At 62.7% G+C, this 23,182-nt stretch carries 19 protein-coding genes, 1 tRNA gene and 2 pseudogenes; 4 read left to right on the top strand and 18 right to left on the bottom strand.

Annotated elements, in window-relative coordinates; all coding sequences use genetic code 11:
• The 4 genes from AB4136_RS32500 to rpsL all read right to left on the bottom strand — a co-directional run.
• Positions 1-218: GTP-binding protein (locus tag AB4136_RS32500; protein WP_287499010.1), on the bottom strand; the 218-nt coding region annotated here is incomplete at its 3' end.
• Positions 219-285: 67 nt separating this feature from the next.
• Entirely contained in the window at positions 286-2,376 is a 2,091-nt protein-coding gene (gene fusA / locus AB4136_RS32495; RefSeq protein WP_024927097.1) for an elongation factor G, read from the bottom strand.
• Between the two features lie 30 nt (positions 2,377-2,406).
• A complete protein-coding gene (gene rpsG / locus AB4136_RS32490; RefSeq protein WP_024927096.1) occupies positions 2,407-2,877 on the bottom strand; it encodes a 30S ribosomal protein S7 in 471 nt (156 codons plus the stop codon).
• A gap of 63 nt (positions 2,878-2,940) precedes the next feature.
• Entirely contained in the window at positions 2,941-3,312 is a 372-nt protein-coding gene (gene rpsL / locus AB4136_RS32485) for a 30S ribosomal protein S12 (protein WP_024927095.1), read from the bottom strand.
• A 478-nt stretch (positions 3,313-3,790) separates the two neighbouring features.
• Here rpsL and AB4136_RS32480 point away from each other — a divergent pair, with 478 nt between their 5' ends.
• The 4 genes from AB4136_RS32480 to AB4136_RS32465 all read left to right on the top strand — a co-directional run bounded on the left by AB4136_RS32480 (position 3,791) and on the right by AB4136_RS32465 (position 6,815).
• The gene (locus AB4136_RS32480) at positions 3,791-4,075 is read left to right on the top strand and encodes a hypothetical protein (protein ID WP_024927094.1); all 285 of its coding nucleotides are present in this window, start codon (positions 3,791-3,793) and stop codon (positions 4,073-4,075) included.
• Positions 4,076-4,088: 13 nt separating this feature from the next.
• Positions 4,089-5,201, top strand: coding sequence for a PLP-dependent cysteine synthase family protein (locus tag AB4136_RS32475; RefSeq protein ID WP_036255131.1), 1,113 nt, complete (start codon positions 4,089-4,091; stop codon positions 5,199-5,201).
• Positions 5,198-6,130 (top strand): Gfo/Idh/MocA family protein, encoded by a 933-nt coding sequence (locus AB4136_RS32470; RefSeq protein WP_036255134.1) that lies wholly within the window; start codon positions 5,198-5,200, stop codon positions 6,128-6,130. The genes AB4136_RS32475 and AB4136_RS32470 overlap by 4 nt, the downstream gene beginning before the upstream one ends.
• 142 nt (positions 6,131-6,272) lie before the next feature.
• On the top strand, positions 6,273-6,815 hold the full coding sequence (locus tag AB4136_RS32465) for a phosphatase PAP2 family protein (protein WP_024927092.1): 543 nt from the start codon (positions 6,273-6,275) through the stop codon (positions 6,813-6,815).
• A gap of 32 nt (positions 6,816-6,847) precedes the next feature.
• Here the strand turns inward: AB4136_RS32465 and AB4136_RS32460 are convergent, their stop codons facing one another.
• From AB4136_RS32460 to tuf, 14 genes and pseudogenes are all read right to left on the bottom strand, one after another.
• Complete coding sequence (locus AB4136_RS32460) at positions 6,848-7,387, bottom strand: methylated-DNA--[protein]-cysteine S-methyltransferase (RefSeq protein ID WP_024927091.1); 540 nt, start codon at positions 7,385-7,387, stop codon at positions 6,848-6,850.
• Between the two features lie 112 nt (positions 7,388-7,499).
• On the bottom strand, positions 7,500-8,228 hold the full coding sequence (locus AB4136_RS32455; RefSeq protein ID WP_137900511.1) for a 2OG-Fe(II) oxygenase: 729 nt from the start codon (positions 8,226-8,228) through the stop codon (positions 7,500-7,502).
• A gap of 124 nt (positions 8,229-8,352) precedes the next feature.
• Positions 8,353-8,838 (bottom strand): hypothetical protein, encoded by a 486-nt coding sequence (locus AB4136_RS32450; protein WP_024927089.1) that lies wholly within the window; start codon positions 8,836-8,838, stop codon positions 8,353-8,355.
• A gap of 142 nt (positions 8,839-8,980) precedes the next feature.
• On the bottom strand, positions 8,981-13,177 hold the full coding sequence (gene rpoC / locus AB4136_RS32445) for a DNA-directed RNA polymerase subunit beta' (protein WP_024927088.1): 4,197 nt from the start codon (positions 13,175-13,177) through the stop codon (positions 8,981-8,983).
• A gap of 129 nt (positions 13,178-13,306) precedes the next feature.
• Complete coding sequence (gene rpoB / locus AB4136_RS32440; RefSeq protein ID WP_024927087.1) at positions 13,307-17,443, bottom strand: DNA-directed RNA polymerase subunit beta; 4,137 nt, start codon at positions 17,441-17,443, stop codon at positions 13,307-13,309.
• Between the two features lie 230 nt (positions 17,444-17,673).
• Positions 17,674-18,051 carry a 50S ribosomal protein L7/L12 gene (gene rplL, locus AB4136_RS32435; protein ID WP_024927086.1) on the bottom strand — a complete coding sequence of 126 codons (378 nt, stop codon included), beginning with the start codon at positions 18,049-18,051 and terminating at the stop codon, positions 17,674-17,676.
• A 51-nt stretch (positions 18,052-18,102) separates the two neighbouring features.
• Positions 18,103-18,621: a 50S ribosomal protein L10 gene (gene rplJ / locus AB4136_RS32430; RefSeq protein WP_024927085.1), complete on the bottom strand. Its 519-nt coding sequence runs from the start codon at positions 18,619-18,621 to the stop codon at positions 18,103-18,105.
• Positions 18,622-19,013: 392 nt separating this feature from the next.
• A complete protein-coding gene (gene rplA / locus AB4136_RS32425; RefSeq protein ID WP_024927084.1) occupies positions 19,014-19,712 on the bottom strand; it encodes a 50S ribosomal protein L1 in 699 nt (232 codons plus the stop codon).
• A gap of 4 nt (positions 19,713-19,716) precedes the next feature.
• Positions 19,717-20,145 carry a 50S ribosomal protein L11 gene (gene rplK, locus AB4136_RS32420; RefSeq protein ID WP_024927083.1) on the bottom strand — a complete coding sequence of 143 codons (429 nt, stop codon included), beginning with the start codon at positions 20,143-20,145 and terminating at the stop codon, positions 19,717-19,719.
• Between the two features lie 171 nt (positions 20,146-20,316).
• Positions 20,317-20,856, bottom strand: coding sequence for a transcription termination/antitermination protein NusG (nusG, locus tag AB4136_RS32415; RefSeq protein ID WP_137900471.1), 540 nt, complete (start codon positions 20,854-20,856; stop codon positions 20,317-20,319).
• Between the two features lie 25 nt (positions 20,857-20,881).
• The gene (gene secE / locus AB4136_RS32410; protein WP_024927081.1) at positions 20,882-21,085 is read right to left on the bottom strand and encodes a preprotein translocase subunit SecE; all 204 of its coding nucleotides are present in this window, start codon (positions 21,083-21,085) and stop codon (positions 20,882-20,884) included.
• A 343-nt stretch (positions 21,086-21,428) separates the two neighbouring features.
• Positions 21,429-21,504: transfer RNA gene (locus AB4136_RS32405), tRNA-Trp, on the bottom strand.
• A 154-nt stretch (positions 21,505-21,658) separates the two neighbouring features.
• Positions 21,659-22,111: pseudogene (locus AB4136_RS32400) on the bottom strand (group II truncated hemoglobin); the annotation flags it as partial.
• Positions 22,100-23,182: pseudogene (gene tuf, locus AB4136_RS32395) on the bottom strand (elongation factor Tu); the annotation flags it as partial. The pseudogenes tuf and AB4136_RS32400, both read right to left, overlap by 12 nt.

Raw genomic sequence — 23,182 nt, 5'->3', positions numbered from 1 at the left:
GCGTAGTGGCGGGCCGGCGTCTCGTATTCGACGTGCGCCGTCGAGATCGTGATGCCGCGCGCCTTCTCTTCCGGAGCCGCGTCAATCTGGTCGTACGGGCGGTATTCGCCAAAATACTTCGTGATCGCCGCCGTCAGCGACGTCTTGCCATGGTCAACGTGACCAATCGTGCCAATGTTCACATGAGGCTTCGTACGCTCGAATTTACCTTTTGCCATGTGAGGTCTCCATTTCCTGCCTGCCCGTGAGGGCGTTGAACCTAGTTACGGACGCAATTCCAAGGAATTACGCGTACTTCTTCTGAACTTCCTGGGCGACCGCGGTCGGCACCGGCTCGTAGTGGTCGAACTGCATCGTGTACTGGGCGCGGCCCTGCGACATCGAACGCAGCGAGTCGACGTACTTGAACATGTTGGCCAGCGGCACCATGGCGTTGACGACGACGGCGACACCACGGGTCTCCTGACCCTGGATCTGGCCGCGGCGGCTGTTCAGGTCGCCGATGACGTTGCCGACGTAGTCTTCCGGCGTGACGACCTCGACCTTCATGATCGGCTCGAGCAGCTGGACGCCGAGCTTCGGAGCAGCTTCCCTGAAAGCGGCGCGCGAGGCGATTTCGAAGGCCAGGACCGAGGAGTCGACGTCGTGGAAGGCGCCGTCGATGAGCGTCGCCTTGACGCCGATCATCGGGAAGCCAGCGAACGGGCCGGACGACATGACCGAACCGATGCCCTTCTCGACGCCGGGGATGTATTCCTTCGGAACCGAACCGCCGACGATCTTGGACTCGAATACGTATTCTTCGCCTTCCGGGTTCGGCTCGAACACCAGCTTGACGCGGGCGAACTGGCCGGTACCACCGGTCTGCTTCTTGTGGGTGTAGTCCTGCTCGTGAGTACGGGTGATCGTCTCGCGATAGGCAACCTGCGGAGCGCCGACATTGGCCTCGACCTTGAACTCGCGGCGCATGCGGTCGACGATGATGTCGAGGTGAAGTTCACCCATGCCGGCGATGATGGTCTGGCCGCTTTCCTCGTCGGTCTTGACGCGGAAGGACGGATCTTCAGCAGCCAGACGATGCAGCGCGAGGCCCATCTTTTCCTGGTCGCCCTTGGTCTTCGGCTCGATGGCGATCTGGATGACCGGATCCGGGAACTCCATGCGCTCAAGGATCACCGGGTGCAGCGGGTCGCACAGCGTGTCGCCGGTGGTGGTTTCCTTGAGGCCAGCCAGAGCGACGATGTCGCCGGCGAAAGCCTCGTCGATGTCGGCGCGCGAGTTTGCGTGCATCTGCAGCATGCGACCGATGCGCTCCTTCTTGCCCTTCACGGTGTTGTCGAGCGACACACCCTTGGAGAGCTTGCCCGAATAGATGCGGGCGAAGGTGAGCGAACCGACGAACGGATCGTTCATGATCTTGAAGGCGAGCATGGACAGCGGCTCGTTGTCGTCCGCGTGACGCTCAATTTCCTTCTCGGTCTTGGCGTCGATGCCCTTGATGGCCGGCACGTCGATCGGCGACGGCAGGTATTCGACAACGGCGTCGAGCAGCGGCTGCACACCCTTGTTCTTGAAGGCCGAGCCACAGAACATCGGGAAGAACTTGACGGCGATGGTGCCCTTGCGGATGAGCGCGCGGATCTCGTCGTTGGTCGGCTGCTTGCCTTCGAGATAGTTGTTCATCGCGTCGTCGTCCATTTCGACGGCGGCTTCGATCATCTTCTCGCGGAACTGCTCAGCCTTCTCCTTAAGGTCGGCCGGGATCTCGACGACATCCCAGGCAGCGCCCAGGGATTCATCGCGCCAGACCAATGCGTTCATCTCGACCAGGTCGACGACGCCCTTGAACTCGGTCTCCGCGCCGATCGGCAGCTGCATGACGACAGCCTGCGCGCCGAGGCGCGAGCCGATCATCTCGTAGGAGCGGTAGAAGTCGGCGCCGATCTTGTCCATCTTGTTACAGAAGATCATGCGCGGCACGTGGTACTTGTCGGCCTGGCGCCAGACCGTCTCGGTCTGCGGCTCGACACCGGCGTTGGCGTCGAGCAGCGCGATGGCGCCGTCGAGCACGCGCAGCGAACGCTCGACTTCGATGGTGAAGTCGACGTGGCCGGGGGTGTCGATGATGTTGAAGCGGCGCAGCTTGCCGTCACGGCCCTTCCAGAAGGTCGTGGTCGCGGCCGACGTGATGGTGATGCCGCGTTCCTGCTCCTGCTCCATCCAGTCCATGGTGGCAGCGCCGTCGTGGACTTCGCCGATCTTGTGCGACTTGCCCGTGTAATACAGGACGCGCTCAGTCGTCGTCGTCTTGCCGGCGTCGATGTGCGCCATGATACCGAAATTACGGTAGTCTTCGATTTTATATTCGCGGGCCATGATAGATGCCTCTCAGTCTCTCGCCACGCCTTACCAGCGGTAGTGCGCGAAGGCGCGGTTGGCTTCAGCCATCTTGTGGGTGTCTTCACGCTTCTTGACGGCGGTGCCGCGATTGTTCGCAGCATCCATCAACTCGCCCGACAGGCGGTCGACCATGGTCGTCTCGTTGCGGTTGCGGGCAGCGGTGATCAGCCAGCGGATGGCGAGCGCCTGACGGCGCTCCGGACGAACGTCGACCGGAACCTGGTAGGTAGCACCACCGACGCGGCGCGAACGCACTTCGACGTGCGGAGCGACGTTGTCGAGCGCCTGATGGAAGACGCCGATCGGCTCCTGCTTGGTCTTGGCCTGCACCTGGTCGAGCGCGCTGTAGACGATGGTCTCGGCGATCGACTTCTTGCCGTCATACATGACGGCGTTCATGAACTTGGTGACGACCAGATCGCCGAACTTCGGGTCCGGATTGATCTCACGCTTATCTGCACTGTGACGACGGGACATGGTTCTTGTCTCTCAATCTCGCAGGCCCGACGCACAAACAAAAAGCGCCGAAGCCGGAAAACCTTACTTCGGACGCTTGGCGCCGTACTTCGAACGGCGCTGCTTGCGGTTCTTGACGCCCTGGGTGTCGAGCACGCCACGAATGACGTGGTAGCGCACACCCGGCAGATCCTTGACGCGACCGCCGCGGATCATGACCACGGAGTGCTCCTGAAGGTTATGGCCTTCACCCGGGATGTAGCCGATCACCTCGAAACCGTTGGTCAGGCGAATCTTCGCAACCTTACGCAGAGCCGAGTTCGGCTTCTTCGGCGTGGTGGTGTAGACGCGCGTGCAGACGCCCCGCTTCTGCGGGTTCTGCTGCATTGCAGGGACCTTGTTTCGCGTTGCCGGCACCTGGCGCGGCTTGCGGATCAGCTGGTTTACGGTAGGCATTAAACCTTCCTTCTAGTTCTCAATCTCGTGTCGCAAACCCGTTCAGGGCCGTTTCAAGCGGTTTCCATACGCAAATTCGGGCCGAAACCGCACGCTTACGGTCTTGCCCGAACAATAAGCAGAGGAAGCGGAAGCCGCTTCATGCACGCCGGAAATGTCGTTTCGCTCGTAAAACGAACCCTGTTTGAGGCAAACTCCAAGGCGCGACGCCTCGGAAAAGCTGACCTCACATCGGTTCAGACTGGGCGGCTTCTACTCGCAACACGGCAAACCGTCAACCCCGCAGCCCTACAAATTCCGCCTTTGCCGGGGCGCGGCAGCCATGCATGCAGCGCATGTAATATTCTTGCGCCTTTTTGGGCGCGCGAGGAAGAAAGTGACCCACTTGCGACTGTCGCCTTGACCGGCTTCGTGCAAAAACAGGCAAAAGCGCCGCTTGAGACGCCTATCCCAAAGGAATCAGCCCTTGCAAGACCCGATAAACGACAATGACGAACCGCGTCCGGTCATCATCATCACCGGCAGGGTCTGGAAAAAGAAAGGCGGCAAGTCGGAAGGCGTCCACGTCATGCTGATCGCGCCCGACGATGATTCTGCCGTGCGGCGTGCATTGGAATCACTCGCCGCCGAAGGTTATGCCGAAGCGGAGCTCGACCAGATCGGCGAGATGCAGGGCGAGCCCGACGACGAACCGCATATCTCCGCCTATCAGGGCGCGCTCGAAGGCGAAGTCTCGATCGTCACCTTCGACGAGCCGATCTGAGCGGACGCCGGCGATGGGAGGCAAGCAGGGTCACAAGACGATGTCACGGGATTGGGCGGATCGCGCCATCGCGGCGATCGAGGCGGACCAGCATCGCTCGGCCGATACCCATCTGTGGAAGCTCGACGTACCCGCCCTGCCCGGCATCGACCTTTATCTGAAGGATGAATCCACGCATCCGACCGGCAGCCTGAAGCACCGGCTGGCGCGCTCGCTTTTTCTCTATGCCCTGTGCAACGGCCTGATCCGCGAAGGCACCGCCGTGGTCGAGGCCTCTTCCGGCTCCACCGCCGTTTCGGAAGCCTATTTCGCGCGCATGATCGGCACGCCCTTCTACGCGGTGATGCCGCGCTCGACCTCGCGCGAGAAGATCGCCGCCATCGAGCATTATGGCGGTAACTGCCACTTCATCGACGACGGCCGGCGCATCTACGCCGAATCGGCGGAACTCGCCGAACGGCTCGGCGGCTACTTCATGGACCAGTTCACCCATGCCGAACGCGCCACGGACTGGCGCGGCAACAACAACATCGCCGAATCGATCTTCCAGCAGATGCGCGAGGAGCGCTTCCCGGTGCCTTCCTGGGTGGTGATGGGCGCCGGCACCGGCGGCACATCTGCCACCATCGGCCGCTACATCCGCTATAAGCGCCATGCGACGAGGCTGTCGGTCGCCGACGTCGAATATTCCGCCTTCTTCGAAGGCTACTCGACACACGATACCGCCTGTTCCTGCGAGCGACCGTCGCGCATCGAGGGCATCGGCCGGCCGCGCGTCGAGCCGTCCTTCGTGCCGGGTGTCATCGACCATATGCTGCGCATACCCGACGCGGTGTCGATCGCGGCCAAGCGTGTTTTGTCGCGCCGGCTTGGACGCCGCGTCGGCGGCTCGACCGGCACCAATTTCGCGGCCATGTGCTTTCACGCCGCCCGCATGATCGCGGCGAAGCAAAGCGGTTCGGTGGTGACGCTGATCTGCGATTCGGGCGAGCGTTACGCCAACACCTATTATTCCGACGACTGGCTGATGGCGAACGCCATCGACCCCTCGCCTTTCGAGCCGGCGATCGAGCGTTTCCTGGCCGGCGGCCCATTCGAACTCAAACTGGAAGAAAGCTGGCGATGACCAAAGCGCAGCCCATCAACATCGCCATTGTCGGCGTCGGCAAGATCGCCCGGGATCAGCATCTGCCGGCCCTGGCAAAAGACGGCGACTACAAGCTCGTCGCCGCTGCCAGCCGGCATGGGAAGGTGGACGGCGTTCCCAATTTCGAGAGCATCGAGGCGCTTCTGGCGGCCTCGCCCGAGGTCGAGGCGGTGTCGCTGTGCATGCCGCCGCAGGTTCGCCACGACGCCGCGCGCGCGGCGATCCTGGCCGGCAAGCACGTCTTCCTCGAAAAGCCGCCCGGCGCGACGGTGAGCGAGGTGGAACATCTGAAGGCGCTGGCCGCGGAAAAGGGCGTGACGCTGTTCGCCTCCTGGCATTCGCGTTATGCGCCGGCAGTCGAGGCCGCACGAAGCTTCCTTGCGTCGGCGAGGATCAAATCAGCCGCCATCAACTGGAAGGAAGACGTGCGGCGCTGGCACCCGAACCAGGAATGGATATGGCAGGCCGGCGGCTTCGGCGTCTTCGATCCCGGCATCAACGCGCTTTCCATCGCCACCCATATCCTGCCGCCGATGTTCATCACCGAGGCGACGCTCGATTTCCCCGAGAACCGAGACGCGCCGATCGCCGCCCAGGTTTCGTTCCGGACCAGCGAAGGCACCCCGGTAGCCGTCGATTTCGACTGGCGCCAGACCGGACCGCAAAGCTGGGACATCCTGGCGGAGACCGACAAGGGTTTTATGGTGCTGTCCGGCGGCGGCACCAGGCTCGAGGTTGAGGGCAAGGTTCTCAAGGACGAGAAGGAAACCGAATATCCGATGCTCTACCGCCGCTTCGCCAAACTGGTGCACGACCGGACCTCGGATGTCGACCTCGCGCCGCTGCAGCACGTGGCCGACGCCTTCATGCTGGGCAAGCGCAACGTCGTCGAACCGTTCTTCGACTAAGCCTACGAGGCGGGCCTTGGCCGCAAACTCGCCCGAATCCATTGCTTGATGGCTGCGCCCCGATTTTTCGGGGCTGCGATTTTCAGCAGGCTACCGGAACGGCGACCTTCGCCGCGGTGTGCGCTGGCAAGGGGGGACTGGCATGGACCAGGCTATTACGGGATGGATCAACGGACCGGCGGGCGAAAACGCCATGCTGGACGCGGTGATGCTGGCGCTGACCGAATTCGGCGTGCCGGCGCTGATCCTATTGGTCGTGTTGCAATGGTGGCGCAGCGGCGAGCGGCAACATGCCCGCCATACCGCCGTCGTCGCCGGCCTCGCCTTCCTGATCGGGCTCGGCGTCAACCAGCTCATCCTGCTCTTCCTGCACCGCATGCGCCCCTATGATGCCGGCGTCAGCCACCTGATCATCAGCCCGAGCGCCGACTGGTCCTTCCCCTCGGACCATGCAACCGCATCCTTCGCCATCGCGGCGAGCTTCCTGATGAGCCGGCTGAAGCGGCTGGGCGCCGTCTTCCTCGCCATCGCTACCGCAGTCTGCATTTCGCGGGTCTATGTCGGCACCCACTATATCAGCGATGTCGCGGGCGGTGCCGTGACCGGCATTGCCGCAGCCGTTGTCGTCGGCCTGCTCTATCGGGAAGGTACGAGGCTCGACCGCGCGGTAACGAGCATTCTGTAGCCAAGCGGCCATTCGCTCGAACCTGTTTCAATCTACGATGCAGCGTGGCGCGCCTCATGGTCGATGAGCCAGCGTTTGCGCTCCAGGCCGCCGCCATAGTTGGTAAGGTCGCCATTCGCGCCAACCAGGCGATGACAGGGAACGACGATCGACATCGGGTTCGAACCGTTGGCATGGCCGACGGCGCGGGCCGCCTGCGGGCGGCCAAGCCGCAGCGCGAAAGCGCCATAGGCCAGCGTTTCCCCCGGCCGGATGTCGCGCAAGGCCGTCCACATCGCGTTCTGGAACGGCGTGCCGTCGAGCCGAACGGGCAAGTCCCGAAGCGAGCCGACCCCACCGTCGAAATAGGCCGCGAAGGCCTCGCGCGTGCGTCTGGAGACGGTGCCTGCCCTCAGCGCAAAACGGCCCGACGCCAGCCGGTGATGCAGCCAGCGCTCCATGCGGTCGTCGCAATCGGCGAATTCGACCATGAACAGTGCGTCCGTCTCGTCCTCGATCACGACGAGCGCTCCGATCGGCGTGGCGACCGATGCCGAGGTCAGCGTGCTTTGAACCTTGTTCCCGCGCGTCATCGCACGATCTCCCCAATGGCTGGTCCGAACCGGCGGCAGCTTAATGGCTCCGTGCTCGTATTGATGTCAGGAGCGTCGGGAAGATCACAGGAAAAGAAGCCCGTCATGTCGTTCAGCGGGCATCATGGAAGATGATGCCGACCGTGTGGCGATGCCCTGAACGGACGCGGCTGACGCCGTGGCGCAGGTTGACGCGATAGTTGCCTTTCGTACCCTGCACCGGCCGGTTGTGTACGGCAAACGCCACGGCATCGCCGCGCCTGAGCGGCACCACTTCGGCGCGGCTTTGCATGCGCGGGCGCTGTTCGGTCAGCACGAACTCGCCGCCGGTGAAATCTCGGCCGGGCTCCGACAGAAGGACCGCCACCTGGATGGGAAAAGCCAGATCGCCATAGAGGTCCTGATGCAGGCAATTGAAGTCGCCGGGCTGATATTGCAGCAGAAGCGGCGTCGGCCGCGTCTGTCCGGCGCCGCGGCAAAGATCGAGATAGTCGGCATGCGCGGCGGGATAATGCTGGTCGATGCCCATGCGTGCATTCCAGGCATTGGCGACCACCGACAGGCGCGGGTAGAGCGCCGAACGCAGGCCGCCGATCAGATCCGGCAGCGGATATCTGAAATAGCGGTATTCGCCCTTGCCGAAGCCGTGGCGAGCCATGACGACGTGGCTGCGGAAATGCTCTTCGTACGGGTAAAGCCGAGCGATCTCGGCGCATTCGTCGCCCAACAACAGCCCTTCGAGCACGGCGCAGCCATAGCTGTCGAGCTCGGCGCCGATGGCTGTCCAGTCGTAACCGGCGACACGGTTTTCGGCGGAAATCCTGGGCATGTGTTCAGGCATTTTGACGGTGGCCTCCATGGCGGGTTCCTCGGGCGGCGCCGACGGCTCACCGAGCCGAAACGCGCATCATGGGGCCGAGGCTACCCAGTGCCTGTCGCCACCGCATTCCGTTTCTTGCGTTGTTTCAGCAATCGCCGGCGCGCAGCGATTTCGACAGGCGGGCGACGATGGGATCGAACGCCTTCTGCGCGGCCTTGTCGTATTCGAGACGGAAATAGGCCGCCGCGCCGTCGCAGACCGGGATCGCCCGTTCGAAGAAGATGCGGCCGTCCTTTGAGCCCGACCAGACCGCCCATTTGGCTTTGTGCCGTTCATAGGTGACGGACCAGCCGTCCGCCTGCTCCTGCCCGACGCGCCACTTCACCTCGTTCGGGAAATCGCGGTCGCTCAGATAGCCACCCCAGACCGCAAGTTCCGCTTGCCCATCCGGCGATTTCGCGGTGCCGCCATCGCCGTTTTCGGCCTCCTCGATCGCGGAGAAGCCCGGCGGCACGTCGATCCAGTAATTGTAGCGGGCATTGCCGTAGGGCGTCCAAGCAGCCGCCAAAGCCGGCAATATCGCGGCAAAAACAGCGCAGATCATGCTGAACGCGAATGCGGTGCATCTCATGGCGGCCCCACACGACTGTTGACCGCCGATCAATAACCAAGATGAGGCTTGAACACCACGGTCTGGCGCACTGGCCAGCCGCACACCGCCAAAAAAGAAAAAGGGGCCGAAAGGCCCCTTTTCCGTGTCGTTTTACCGTCGCTTACTGCGCGGCGGTGACCATTTCGGTCAGCATCGGTTCTGCCACTTCCGCGCCGGACGTCTTGCGACGCTCGTCGAGGATAAGCTCGTCGCGATGCGTCGCAATGCGACGGATCTGGCTCATCTGGCCACCGGTACCGGCCGGGATCAGACGGCCGACGATGACGTTTTCCTTCAGGCCCTGCAGCATGTCGGTCTTGCCGGCAACGGCAGCTTCCGTCAGCACGCGGGTCGTCTCCTGGAAGGAGGCGGCCGAGATGAAGGACGGCGTCTGCAGCGAGGCCTTGGTGATGCCGAGCAGCACCGGCTGGCCGGCCGCAGGCTTCTTGCCTTCCTCAATCAAACGCTCGTTGATCTCGTCCAGCTCGATCACGTCGACATGGTCACCCGGGATGTAGGTCGAGTCGCCCTGCTCGGTGATTTCCACCTTCTGCAGCATCTGACGAACGATCACCTCGATGTGCTTGTCGTTGATCGTCACGCCCTGCAACCGGTAGACTTCCTGGATCTCGTTGACGAGGTAGGAAGCCAGAGCCTCCACGCCCTTGATCGCCAGAATGTCGTGCGGCGCCGGATTGCCGTCGAGGATGTAGTCGCCCTTCTCGATGACGTCGCCGTCCTGGAGATGGAACGGCTTGCCCTTCGGGATCAGGTATTCGACCGGCTCCAGCGTCGAGTCATGCGGCTCGATGATGATGCGGCGCTTGTTCTTGTAGTCGCGGCCGAAGCGGACCGTACCATCGATCTCGGCGATGATGGCGTGATCCTTCGGACGACGAGCCTCGAACAGTTCGGCCACGCGCGGCAGACCACCGGTGATGTCCTTGGTCTTGGCGCTTTCCATCGGAATACGGGCAAGCACGTCGCCCGGCTTCACATGTGCACCCGGCTCGACCGAGAGGATCGCCTCGACCGAGAGCAGGAAGCGGGCGTCGCCGCCCTTCGACAGCTTGCCGACCTTGCCCTTGGCGTCCTGAACGACCATCGCCGGCTTGAGGTCCGAACCGCGCGGCGTCGACCGCCAGTCGATGACCTCGCGCTTGGTGATGCCGGTCGACTCGTCGGCGGTTTCCTGAACGGAAATGCCGTCGACCAGATCCTCGAACGCCACGCGACCCTCGATTTCGGTGAGGATCGGACGGGTGTAGGGGTCCCACTCGGCGATGCGCTGGCCGCGCTTCACCTTGTCGCCATCGTCCACGAAGATACGCGAACCATAGGTGACGCGGTGCGTGGCGCGTTCCTTGCCGGTCTCGTCGAGGATCAGGATCGCCATGTTGCGGCCCATCACGACGAGGTTGCCGTCGGAGTTGCGAACCACGGCGCGGTTGCGCACCGACACCGTGCCTTCATAGGACGCCTCGAGATAGGAGGAGTCCACCACCTGGGCGGTACCGCCCATGTGGAAGGTACGCATGGTGAGCTGCGTGCCCGGCTCGCCGATCGACTGCGCGGCGATGACGCCGACAGCTTCGCCCTGGTTGACCGGAGTACCGCGTGCCAGATCGCGACCATAGCAGACCGCGCAGACGCCGGTGCGGACGTCGCAGGTCAGCGCCGAGCGGATGCGGACCGACTGCACGCCGGCCTTTTCGATCAGCTCGACATCGCGTTCGTCCATCAGCGTGCCGGCCTTGACCAGCGTATCGCCGGTGACCGGGTGGTTGATGTCGTCCAGGGCCGTACGGCCGAGAACGCGCTGGCCGATCGAGGCGACGATCTGGCCGGCATCGACGATCGGCTGCATGGTGAGGCCCTTGTCGGTGCCGCAATCAACCGAGTTGACGATGCAGTCCTGCGCCACGTCGACCAGACGACGGGTCAGATAACCCGAGTTCGCGGTCTTCAGAGCGGTGTCGGCCAGACCCTTACGGGCGCCGTGCGTGGAGTTGAAGTACTCCAGAACGGTGAGGCCTTCCTTGAAGTTCGAGATGATCGGCGTCTCGATGATTTCACCCGACGGCTTCGCCATCAGGCCGCGCATGCCGGCGAGCTGACGCATCTGGGTGGGCGAACCACGCGCACCCGAATGCGACATCATGTAGATCGAGTTCATCGGCTTTTGACGGCCGTTGGCGTCGAACTCGACCGCCTTGATGCGGCCCATCATTTCGTCGGCGACCTTTTCCGAGCACTTGGCCCAGGCGTCGACGACCTTGTTGTACTTCTCGCCCTGGGTGATCAGGCCGTCATTGTACTGCTGCTCGTATTCCTTGGCCAAAGCCTCGGTCTCGGCGACCAGCTTCTCCTTGGTGTCCGGGATCAGCATGTCGTCCTTGCCGAACGAGATGCCGGCGCGGCAGGCATGGGCGAAACCGAGCGCCATGATGCGATCGCAGAAGATGACCGTCTCTTTCTGACCGCAGTGGCGGTAGACGGTGTCGATCATCTTGGAGATGTTCTTCTTGGTCATCTCCTGGTTGGCGGTCTCGAACGGCACGTTGACGTTCTTCGGCAGAAGTTCGCCGAGGATCATGCGGCCGGGCGTGGTGTCATAGATCTTCGACACGACATTGCCTGCCGCATCGACGGTCCTGAAACGGCCCTTGATCTTGGCGTGCAGGGTGACGGCCTTGGTCTCCAGCGCATGCTGCAATTCGCCCATGTCGGCGAACGCCATGCCCTGCCCCGGATCGTTCTCGTTGACGATCGAGAGGTAATACAGACCCAGAACCATGTCCTGCGACGGCACGATGATCGGCGCGCCGGAGGCCGGGTGCAGGATGTTATTGGTCGACATCATCAGCACGCGGGCTTCGAGCTGCGCTTCCAGCGACAGCGGAACGTGGACCGCCATCTGGTCGCCGTCGAAGTCGGCGTTGAAGGCCGTGCAGACCAGCGGATGCAGCTGGATCGCCTTGCCTTCGATCAGGGTCGGCTCGAACGCCTGGATGCCCAAGCGGTGCAGCGTCGGTGCGCGGTTGAGCAGCACCGGATGCTCGCGGATGACCTCGTCCAGGATATCCCAGACTTCCGGACGCTCCTTCTCGACCAGCTTCTTCGCCTGCTTGACGGTCGAGGAGTAACCCTTGGCGTCGAGGCGGGCGTAGATGAAGGGCTTGAACAGCTCCAGCGCCATCTTCTTCGGCAGGCCGCACTGGTGCAGCTTCAGCTCCGGACCGGTCACGATGACCGAACGGCCGGAATAGTCGACGCGCTTGCCGAGCAGGTTCTGGCGGAAGCGGCCCTGCTTGCCCTTCAGCATGTCGGACAGCGACTTCAGCGGACGCTTGTTGGCGCCGGTGATGACGCGGCCGCGGCGGCCGTTGTCGAACAGTGCGTCGACGGCTTCCTGCAGCATGCGCTTTTCGTTGCGCACGATGATGCCGGGCGCGCGCAGCTCGATCAGGCGCTTCAGACGGTTGTTACGGTTGATGACGCGGCGATAGAGATCGTTCAGATCCGACGTCGCGAAGCGGCCGCCATCCAGCGGAACCAGCGGGCGCAGATCCGGCGGAATGACCGGGACGACCTTCATGATCATCCATTCCGGACGATTGCCGGATTCCATGAAGTTCTCGACCACCTTGAGGCGCTTGAGATACTTCTTCTGCTTCAGTTCCGACGTGGTCGAAGCAAGCTCGGAGCGCAGGTCGCCCGCGATCTTTTCCAGGTCCATGCCGGCCAGAAGGTCATGAATGGCCTCGGCGCCGATCATGGCGGTGAACGAGTCCTCGCCATATTCGTCGACGGCCATCATGTACTCTTCCTCGCTGAGCAGCTGGTGCTCCTTCAGCGCGGTGAGGCCGGGTTCGGTGACGATGTAGTTCTCGAAGTAGAGAACGCGCTCGATGTCCTTAAGGGTCATGTCGAGCAGCGTGCCGATGCGCGACGGCAGCGACTTCAGGAACCAGATGTGGGCAACCGGAGCGGCGAGCTCGATGTGACCCATGCGCTCGCGGCGCACGCGCGACAGCGTGACTTCGACGCCGCACTTTTCGCAGATGACGCCCTTGTACTTCATGCGCTTGTACTTGCCGCACAGGCACTCGTAGTCCTTGATCGGACCGAAGATGCGCGCGCAGAACAGACCGTCGCGCTCGGGCTTGAAGGTACGGTAGTTGATCGTCTCCGGCTTCTTGATCTCGCCGAACGACCAGGACAGAATCTTGTCAGGCGACGCCAGCGAAATCCGGATGGAATCGAACACCTGCGCAGGCGCCTGCGGGTTGAAGAGATTCATGACCTCTTGGTTCATGCCATTCTCCTTTTCGGGGTCCTCGAAAACCCCTTTGCATGTGACTGCGAGCCACCGCTCGCGAAGGCCGGCGTGAGCCGGAAAATCCGTGGCAGGCGCCGATGAACTCCGCGCCTGCTTTGTGCCGTGTTACTCGGCCGCGTCCGGCAGGCTCTGCGGGCCGGCGTCGACCTTGGTATTTTCAAGCTCGACGTTGAGGCCCAGCGAGCGCATTTCCTTGACGAGAACGTTGAAGCTCTCCGGAATACCCGCCTCGAACGTGTCGTCGCCGCGCACGATCGCTTCGTAGACCTTGGTGCGGCCGGCGACGTCGTCCGACTTCACCGTCAGCATTTCCTGCAGGGTGTAGGCGGCGCCGTAGGCTTCCAGCGCCCAGACCTCCATTTCGCCGAAGCGCTGACCGCCGAACTGCGCCTTACCGCCCAGCGGCTGCTGGGTGACGAGCGAGTACGGGCCGATCGAACGGGCGTGGATCTTGTCGTCGACCAGGTGGTGAAGCTTGAGCATGTAGATGTAGCCCATGGTCACCTTGCGGTCGAACGGCTCACCGGTACGGCCATCATACAACTGAGACTGACCGGAAGTGTGCAGGCCAGCCTGCTCCAGCATCTCGTTGATGTTGACCTCATGCGCGCCGTCGAACACCGGGGTCGCGATGGAGACGCCGCGCTTCATCTGCTCGCCGAGGCGAACGATGGACTCGTCGTCATACTCGCGGACCGGCTCGTTGCGGTCGTTGGCCGGGATGATCTGCTCGATCGTCTGGCGCAGCGGCTTGATGTCGCCACCACCCTTATAGGCTTCGATCAGCTCGCCGATCTTCCTGCCCATGCCGGCGCAAGCCCAGCCCAGATGCGTTTCAAGGATCTGGCCGACGTTCATGCGCGAAGGCACGCCCAGCGGGTTGAGCACGATATCGGCATGCGTGCCGTCCTCGAGGAACGGCATGTCCTCGACCGGAACGATGCGCGACACGACACCCTTGTTGCCGTGACGGCCGGCCATCTTGTCGCCCGGCTGCATCTTGCGCTTCACCGCCACGAAGACCTTGACCATCTTCATGACGCCCGGAGGCATTTCGTCGCCGCGCTGCACCTTCTCGACCTTGTCCATGAAGCGCTGCTCGAGCGCCTTCTTGGAATCGTCGTACTGGCCGCGCAGAGCTTCGAGCTCGCCCTGGAGCTTCTCGTTCTCGACGGCGAACTGCCACCACTGCGAACGCGGATAGTCGTCCAGCGTCTCCTTGGCCAGCGTCGTGCCCTTCTTGAAGCCCTTCGGCCCGGCGATAGCCTCCTTGCCGATCAGCACGTCGGAGAGACGGGCATAGACGTTGCGGTCGAGGATGGCCTGCTCGTCGTCGCGGTCCTTGGCGAGGCGTTCGATCTCCTCGCGCTCGATCGCCATGGCGCGCTCGTCCTTCTCGACGCCGTGGCGATTGAAGACGCGCACTTCGACCACCGTGCCGAAGGTGCCCGGAGGCATGCGCATGGAGGTGTCGCGGACGTCGGAAGCCTTTTCACCAAAGATGGCGCGCAGAAGCTTCTCTTCCGGCGTCATCGGGCTTTCGCCCTTCGGCGTGATCTTGCCGACTAGGATGTCGCCCGGCTGCACTTCCGCGCCGATATAGACGATGCCGGCTTCGTCGAGGTTCTTCAGCGCTTCTTCCGAGACGTTCGGAATGTCGCGCGTGATTTCTTCCGGCCCGAGCTTGGTATCGCGCGCCATGACCTCGAACTCCTCGATGTGGATCGAGGTGAAGACGTCGTCGGCGACGATGCGTTCGGACAGGAGGATGGAATCCTCGTAGTTGTAGCCGTTCCACGGCATGAACGCGACGAGCACGTTGCGGCCGAGCGCCAGATCGCCGAGATCGGTCGACGGACCGTCGGCGATGATGTCGCCCTTCTCGATGCGGTCGCCCACCTTCACCAGCGGACGTTGGTTGATGCAGGTCGACTGGTTCGAGCGCTGGAACTTCATCAGGCGGTAGATGTCGACGCCGGACTTGCCCGGATCGAGATCCTCGGTAGCGCGGATAACGATACGGGTCGCGTCCACCTGGTCGACGATGCCGGTGCGGCGGGCGCCGATGGCGGCGCCCGAGTCACGGGCGACGATCGGCTCCATGCCGGTGCCGACGAACGGAGCCTCGGCGCGCACCAGCGGCACGGCCTGACGCTGCATGTTCGAGCCCATCAGAGCGCGGTTGGCGTCGTCGTTTTCCAGGAACGGGATCAGCGCTGCTGCGACCGACACCATCTGCTTGGGCGAAACGTCCATCAGGTCGACGTTTTCGCGCGGCGCCATCATCACTTCGCCGGCGTTACGGCAGATGACGAATTCGTCGACGAAACCACCGTCCTTGTCGAGCTCGGCGTTGGCCTGGGCAACGTAGTGCTTGGCCTCTTCCATAGCCGACAGATAGACAACCTCGTCGGTCAGCTTGCCGTCGACGATCTTGCGGTACGGGCTCTCGATGAAACCGTACTTGTTGACGCGCGCGAAGGTGGCCAGCGAGTTGATCAGACCGATATTCGGGCCTTCCGGCGTTTCGATCGGGCAGATGCGGCCGTAATGCGTCGGGTGCACGTCGCGCACCTCGAAGCCGGCGCGCTCGCGGGTCAGACCGCCCGGTCCAAGCGCCGACAGGCGACGCTTGTGGGTGATCTCCGACAGCGGGTTGGTCTGGTCCATGAACTGCGAGAGCTGCGAGGAACCGAAGAACTCGCGCACGGCGGCAGCCGCCGGCTTGGCGTTGATCAGATCCTGCGGCATCACCGTGTCGATCTCGATCGAGGACATGCGTTCCTTGATCGCGCGCTCCATGCGGAGCAGACCGACGCGGTACTGGTTCTCCATCAATTCACCGACCGAACGGACGCGGCGGTTGCCGAGATTGTCGATGTCGTCGATCTCGCCCTTGCCGTCGCGCAGTTCGACCAGCGTCTTGACCACGGCCAGAATGTCAGCCTTGCGCAGCACGCGCACGGTATCCTCGGCGTCGAGTTCCAGACGCATGTTCATCTTGACGCGGCCGACGGCCGACAGGTCGTAACGCTCGCTGTCGAAGAACAGCGAGTTGAACATGGCTTCAGCCGTTTCCAGCGTCGGCGGCTCGCCCGGACGCATGACGCGGTAGATATCGAACAGCGCGTCCTGCCGGCTTTCGTTCTTGTCGACGGCCAGCGTGTTGCGGATGTAACCACCGACATTGATATGGTCGATGTCGAGGATCTGAATTTCCTGCTCGCCGGTGCCCAGAAGCACCTTCAGCGTCTTCTCGTCCAGCTCGTCGCCGGCTTCGAGGAAGATTTCGCCGGTGCCGTAGTTGACGATGTCCTCGGCCAGATAGCTGCCGAGCAGATCCTCGTCGGTCGCCTTGATCGCCTTCAGGCCCTTGTCGGCCAGCTGGCGCGCCTGACGGGCGGTGATCTTCTTGCCCTGCTCAACAACAATCTCACCGGTATCGGCGTCAACCAGATCGTTGACGGCCTTCAGGCCGCGGAAACGGTCCACGCTGAAGGGGATGCGCCAATGGTCGCCGGTCCGCTTGTAGGTGATCTTGTTGTAGAAGGTCGACAGGATCTCCTCGCCGTCCATGCCGAGCGCCATCAACAGCGACGACACGGGGATCTTGCGGCGACGGTCGATACGGGCGTGCACGACGTCCTTGGAATCGAACTCGATGTCGAGCCACGAACCGCGATAGGGGATGACGCGCGCGGCAAACAGAAGCTTGCCCGACGAGTGCGACTTGCCCTTGTCGTGGTCGAAGAAGACGCCCGGCGAGCGGTGCATCTGCGAGACGATGACGCGCTCGGTGCCGTTGACGATGAAGGTGCCGTTCATGGTCATGAGCGGCATGTCGCCCATATAAACGTCCTGCTCCTTGATGTCCTTGATGGACTTGGAGCCGGTATCCTCGTCGATATCGAACACGATCAGGCGCAGCGTCACCTTCAGCGGCGCGGCATAGGTCAGGTCGCGCTGACGGCATTCGTCAACGTCGAACTTCGGTGCCTCGAACTCGTATTTGACGAATTCCAGCATCGAAGAGCCGGAAAAGTCGGAAATCGGGAAGACCGACTTGAAAACGGCCTGCAGCCCCTCGTCCGGACGGCCGCCTTCGGGCTCGTCCACCATCAGGAACTGGTCATAAGATGCCTTCTGAACCTCGATCAGGTTCGGCATCTCCGCAACTTCCGGGATCTTTCCGAAGAACTTGCGTACGCGTCTGCGGCCATTGAAAGTCTGGGTCTGGGCCATCGTCGCTCCTTGGCTAGCTCTCTTGGGGCAGGCTTTCGCCTCGACCTGCCTTGCAATTCTCGACCGCTTCCGCCAGCGGCCCATCGGGTTGCCCCTCGCCTTGCGGCGCCGGGCCAGAACGGTTGAAAACCCGTTTCCTGAGAGCCGTCATCCGGCCCTCAGGAAAGAGGTTTTCACAGCGTCCTTTCAAGGACCGGCGGACGGCTGATGCCGTCCGCCGAAACCCTGAATTACTTCAGCTCGACCTTGGCGCCGGCTGCTTCCAGCTGGGCCTTGATCTTCTCGGCGTCAGCCTTGTTGGCGCCTTCCTTGACCGGCTTCGGAGCGGCCTCGACCAGGTCCTTGGCTTCCTTGAGGCCCAGGCCGGTGATGGCGCGCACTTCCTTGATGACTTCGATCTTCTTGTCGCCAGCGGCGGCCAGAATGACGTCGAATTCGGTCTTTTCCTCAGCCGGAGCAGCAGCAGCAGCACCGCCGCCAGCAGCAGCAACAGCCACCGGAGCGGCGGCCGAAACGCCCCACTTCTCTTCGAGGAGCTTCGACAGCTCAGCCGCCTCGAGGACGGTCAGCTTCGACAGGTCGTCTACGATCTTTGCCAGATCAGCCATTTTGATATTCCTTTATAAGGTTCGAACGTGTTGTTGTGATGAGGAACGGCCTCACGCCGCCTCGTCCTTCCGGGCATAGGCGCCAATGACGCGCGCGACCGAAGCCGCCGGTGCATTGACGATCTGAGCGATCCGGGTTGCCGGGGTGGCGATCATGCCAACCAGGCGGGCGCGCAGCTCGTCGAGCGACGGCAGCGAGGCAAGAGCCTTCACACCGTCGGCGTTGAGCGAGGTCGTGCCCATCGAGCCACCGAGAATGACGAGCTTGTCATTCCCCTTGGCGAAATCGGACGCGACCTTCGGCGCCGCAATCGGATCGTCCGAATAGGCAACCAGCGTCTGTCCCTTGAACAGATCGATGATGCTTTCGGATTCCGTGCCCTGAAGAGCGATCTTGGCGAGGCGGTTCTTCGCGACTTTGACGGTGCCGCCGGCCTGACGCATCTTCGTGCGAAGATCGTTCATTTGCGCGACGGTGATACCGGCATAGTGGGCCACGACGACTGAACCGGCGCCCTTGAAGGCGTCGTTCAGGCCCGTGACGAGTTCGCGTTTTTCCGCTCTGTCCACTGCCTATCTCCAGTTGACCACCTCCCCATTTGCGGGAAAGCAGTCGGGTTGCCTTTTGCCGGGCGGGCTATCCAGAAATTCCAGATCTCCCGAACGGCGCTCGAGGATCCTGCCCCCTTTCGCCACACCCGACAGGTTTCCCCGGCGCGATGCGCAGACAAAAGGCAAACACGGTTCGAACCTTCCATTGGAGCAGAGGCTCCGTTGTCTGGTCCTACCCCGTCTCATGCAGGCCGTATGATTAAGGTCCGCCCTTTCGGGACTAGGCCGCCTGCAATCTCGGACAGGATGCCGGATCTCTTTCGATTTCCGGCATCCGGGACCCGCTTGCGCGGAGCCCGGAATTCTTCAGGAGGATCAGCCCGCTAAAGGCCGATCCTCGATCAATCGTCTCAGGAAGCCGCGAGCGTCGCGACGTCCAGCTTGAGGCCCGGGCCCATCGTCGAGGTGACCGACACCTTCTTGACGTAGTTGCCCTTGGCGCCCGTCGGCTTGGCCTTGGTGACCGCATCGGCGAAGGCGCGGATGTTCTCTTCCAGAGCCTTGACCTCGAACGAGACCTTGCCGATGCCGGCGTGGATGATGCCAGCCTTCTCGACGCGGAACTCGACCGCGCCGCCCTTCGACGCCTTGACGGCGGCGGCGACATCGGTGGTCACGGTGCCGACCTTCGGGTTCGGCATCATGCCGCGCGGGCCGAGCACCTTACCCAGACGGCCGACGAGCGGCATCATGTCCGGGGTGGCGATGCAGCGATCGAAATCGATCGTGCCCTTCTGGACGATGTCGACCAGTTCTTCGGCGCCAACCAGATCGGCGCCGGCGGCCTTGGCTTCGTCAGCCTTGTCGCCACGCGCGAACACGGCGACGCGGACGTTCTTGCCGGTGCCGTTCGGCAGGTTGACCACGCCGCGGACCATCTGGTCGGCATGGCGCGGGTCGACGCCGAGGTTCATGGCGATCTCGACGGTCTCGTCGAACTTCACCTTCGAACGATCCTTGAGGATCTTGAGGGCCTCGCCCAGGGCATAGGCCTTGTTCGGGTCGATGCCTTCGCGGGTCTTGGCTACACGCTTTGCAATCTTTGCCATCGTCTTAGCCCACCACTTCCAGGCCCATCGAACGGGCGGAACCTTCGACCATGCGCATTGCTGCTTCCACGTCGTTGGCGTTCAGGTCCTTCATCTTCTTCTCGGCGATCTCGCGCACCTTGTCGCGGGCGATCGTGCCGGCCTTGACCTTGCCCGGCTCCTTCGAGCCCGACTTCAGGTTGGCGGCCTTCTTCAGGAAGTAGCTCACCGGCGGCGTCTTCATGACGAAGGTGAACGACTTGTCCTGGTAATAGGTGATGACGACCGGGATCGGAGATCCCTTCTCGAGTTCCTGGGTCTGCGCGTTGAACGCCTTGCAGAATTCCATGATGTTGATGCCACGCTGACCAAGCGCCGGGCCGATCGGGGGCGACGGAGTCGCAGAACCCGCGGCAACCTGGAGCTTGAGCTGGCCCGCTACTTTCTTAGCCATACTCTTTCCTGCCTTCAGTCATGCCGGCCTCTTCAGAACAAGAGAACACCGGCGGTTGCAGCCTGGTGGTTCGGTTCACGCGACCGGCTAAGCCGCGCTTGCCTCCCACCGCTCATGGCGACGCCAATGGCACCGCCCTCCGCCCCTCTTATCGAGGAGCGGAAATCCGGATCAGCCCTTTTCGACCTGACCGAATTCCAGATCGACAGGCACAGCGCGCCCGAAGATCGAAACTTCCACCTTGAGGCGGGCGCGCTCTTCGTCCACTTCCTGGACGAAACCGTTGAACGAGGCGAATGGCCCGTCCGAAACGCGCACCTGCTCGCCGATCTCGAAGGTAACCGACGGCTTCGGCCTTTCGACGCCTTCCTGCACCTGGTGCAGAATGCGCTCGGCTTCCTTGTCGGTGATGTGCATCGGCTTGGCCGTATGCTTGTCTTCACCGAGGAAACCCGTGACGCGCGGCGTGTTCTTCACCAGCGAGATGACCGCGTCGTTGAGCTCGGCCTTCATCAGCACGTAGCCCGGGAAGAACTTGCGCTCGGCGTCCACCTTCTTGCCGCGTCGAACCTCGACGACCTTCTCGGTCGGCACGACGATCTGCTCGATCCTCTCCGACAGGCCCTTCTGCTTGGCCTTGTTTTCGATGTCTTCAGCGACCTTCTTTTCGAAGTTCGAATAAGCGTGAACGATGTACCACCGCGCAGTCATCTATGAATTCCCTGTCCTGGTGGTCTTATTTGCCGATGCCGAGGATCATCTCGACCGCCAGACCCATGATCTGATCGGCAGCAAAGAAGAAGATCATGGCGATCGCAGCGAAGGCCAGAACCATGACCGTCGAAATCACCGTTTCGCGCCTGGAAGGCCAAGTGACCTTGGCGGTTTCCGCCCGCACCTGCTGAAGGAAGACGAAAGGATTGGATGTCTTCGACGCCATGTCCGCTCTGCTTTCAAGACCCGTTGACCGGATCTCCTGGATGATCCCGCCGGCCGGGACGTACCGCCGGATCGAATTCCAAGCCGAATCAGCAGGCCTTCGATCCATGCAAATCAGACGCGCAAAGCCGGCTTCCCAGCTCCACGCGTCGCGTGTCTGTCATGTCTACATAAAACCGATTCTTGATCCACGCAAGTGGCAAGCTTCCGCTTTATGACCAAACGCCGCATCGGAACCATCCAGTCGTTCCGTCCCGGCTATGGGGCCCTTATGCCCGAGAAACGCTCATATGGCAAGGCTTACGCCTGTTTCAAGGCCTGCGCTTCCGGGAATTTCGGGAGACTGGCAGGGGCAGCAGGGCTCGAACCCGCGACCTGCGGTTTTGGAGACCGCCGCTCTACCAACTGAGCTATACCCCTACAAATTGCTGCGCATCATCTGCGCGGCAGGCGCTTCCTAGAAGCTTCCGCGCCGTCTGTAAAGAGCCGTTTGCGCGTTGATGCCAGCCTATTGCGCGTCGATGCCGGCGCAGCAATTGCTGCGGGCACGAAGGCTCCCGGCTTCGCCTCGCTCTCAACTTTTGGCGGGCGGCGTGTAGGGCCCACCCGGCACGCCCCAACCCCATTGCGGCATCGGTTCCTGCTCGGGATCGCAGGTGGCGCCGAGCGTGGAGTTCATCCTGGCGAGGCGCGAGCCCCACTCGATATAGGCGGCGAAGGCGGAGCGGAATTCCGGATCGTCGGGCAGACCGACCTCGTCGGCGGCGTCCATCAACAGGCTGATCCAGCGGCGGCGCTGCTCCTCGGTCAGATGCCTGTCGAGATGGTGCATCACCATTTCACGATGGCCGCCATGCTGTTCGGAATAGGTCTTCGGCCCGCCGAACACCTCGCCGATGAAGGCCGCGACATGGGCGGGGTGATCCGACGACATCGCCTTGAACACCGGGCCGACGACAGGGTCCTTCGCCACCTTGGCATAAAAGGTGGCAGTCAGGCGGTTGAGGTTTTCGGACCCGCCGGCCCAAGTGCGGCCGCCTTCACGGATAGCGAAGCGCAGCTTCTCTTCCATGGCGATCGGCACGATCAGCTCGACGTCAACGGTGATGTTGTCGCCAGGCATAACCATCTCCGTACCAGCCGGCAGCGTCACGATGCCGGTCACGTCCGTCGTGCGGAAGTAGAACTGCGGACGGTAGTTGGTGAAGAACGGCGTATGACGGCCGCCCTCTTCCTTGGTCAGGATGTAGGCTTCTGCCTTGAACTTCTTGTGCGGCTTCACGGTGCCGGGCTTGGCCAGAACCTGGCCGCGCTCGACGCCTTCACGGTCAACGCCGCGCAGCAGCGCGCCGATGTTGTCGCCGGCCTGGCCCTGGTCGAGCAGCTTGCGGAACATCTCGACGCCCGTGCAGGTCGTCTTCGAGGTCGGACGGATGCCGACGATTTCCAGCTCCTCGCCAACCTTGACGATGCCGCGCTCGACGCGACCGGTCACGACCGTGCCGCGGCCCGAGATCGAGAACACGTCCTCGATCGGCATCAGGAACGGCTTGTCGATCGGACGCTCAGGCGTCGGGATGTAGGCGTCGACCTCTTCCATCAGCTTGCGAACCGCGTTCTCGCCGATCTCCTTGTTGCTGTCCTCGAGAGCAGCCAGAGCCGAACCCTTGACGATCGGAATGTCGTCGCCCGGGAACTCGTACTTCGACAGAAGCTCGCGCACTTCCAGCTCGACCAGCTCGAGAAGCTCGGCGTCGTCGACCTGGTCGACCTTGTTCAGGAACACAACGATCGCCGGAACGCCGACCTGACGGGCGAGCAGGATGTGCTCGCGGGTCTGCGGCATCGGGCCGTCGGCGGCCGAAACGACCAGGATCGCGCCGTCCATCTGGGCAGCGCCGGTGATCATGTTCTTCACATAGTCGGCGTGGCCGGGGCAGTCGACGTGGGCGTAGTGGCGGGCCGGCGTCTCGTATTCGACGTGCGCCGTCGAGATCGTGATGCCGCGCGCCTTCTCTTCCGGAGCCGCGTCAATCTGGTCGTACGGGCGGTATTCGCCAAAATACTTCGTGATCGCCGCCGTCAGCGACGTCTTGCC

Origin of the sequence: Mesorhizobium sp. 2RAF21 (assembly GCF_052115345.1) — a bacterium.
Taxonomy (GTDB): Bacteria; Pseudomonadota; Alphaproteobacteria; order Rhizobiales; family Rhizobiaceae; genus Mesorhizobium; species Mesorhizobium terrae.
This window is presented reverse-complemented; position numbering and strand designations above follow the sequence as displayed.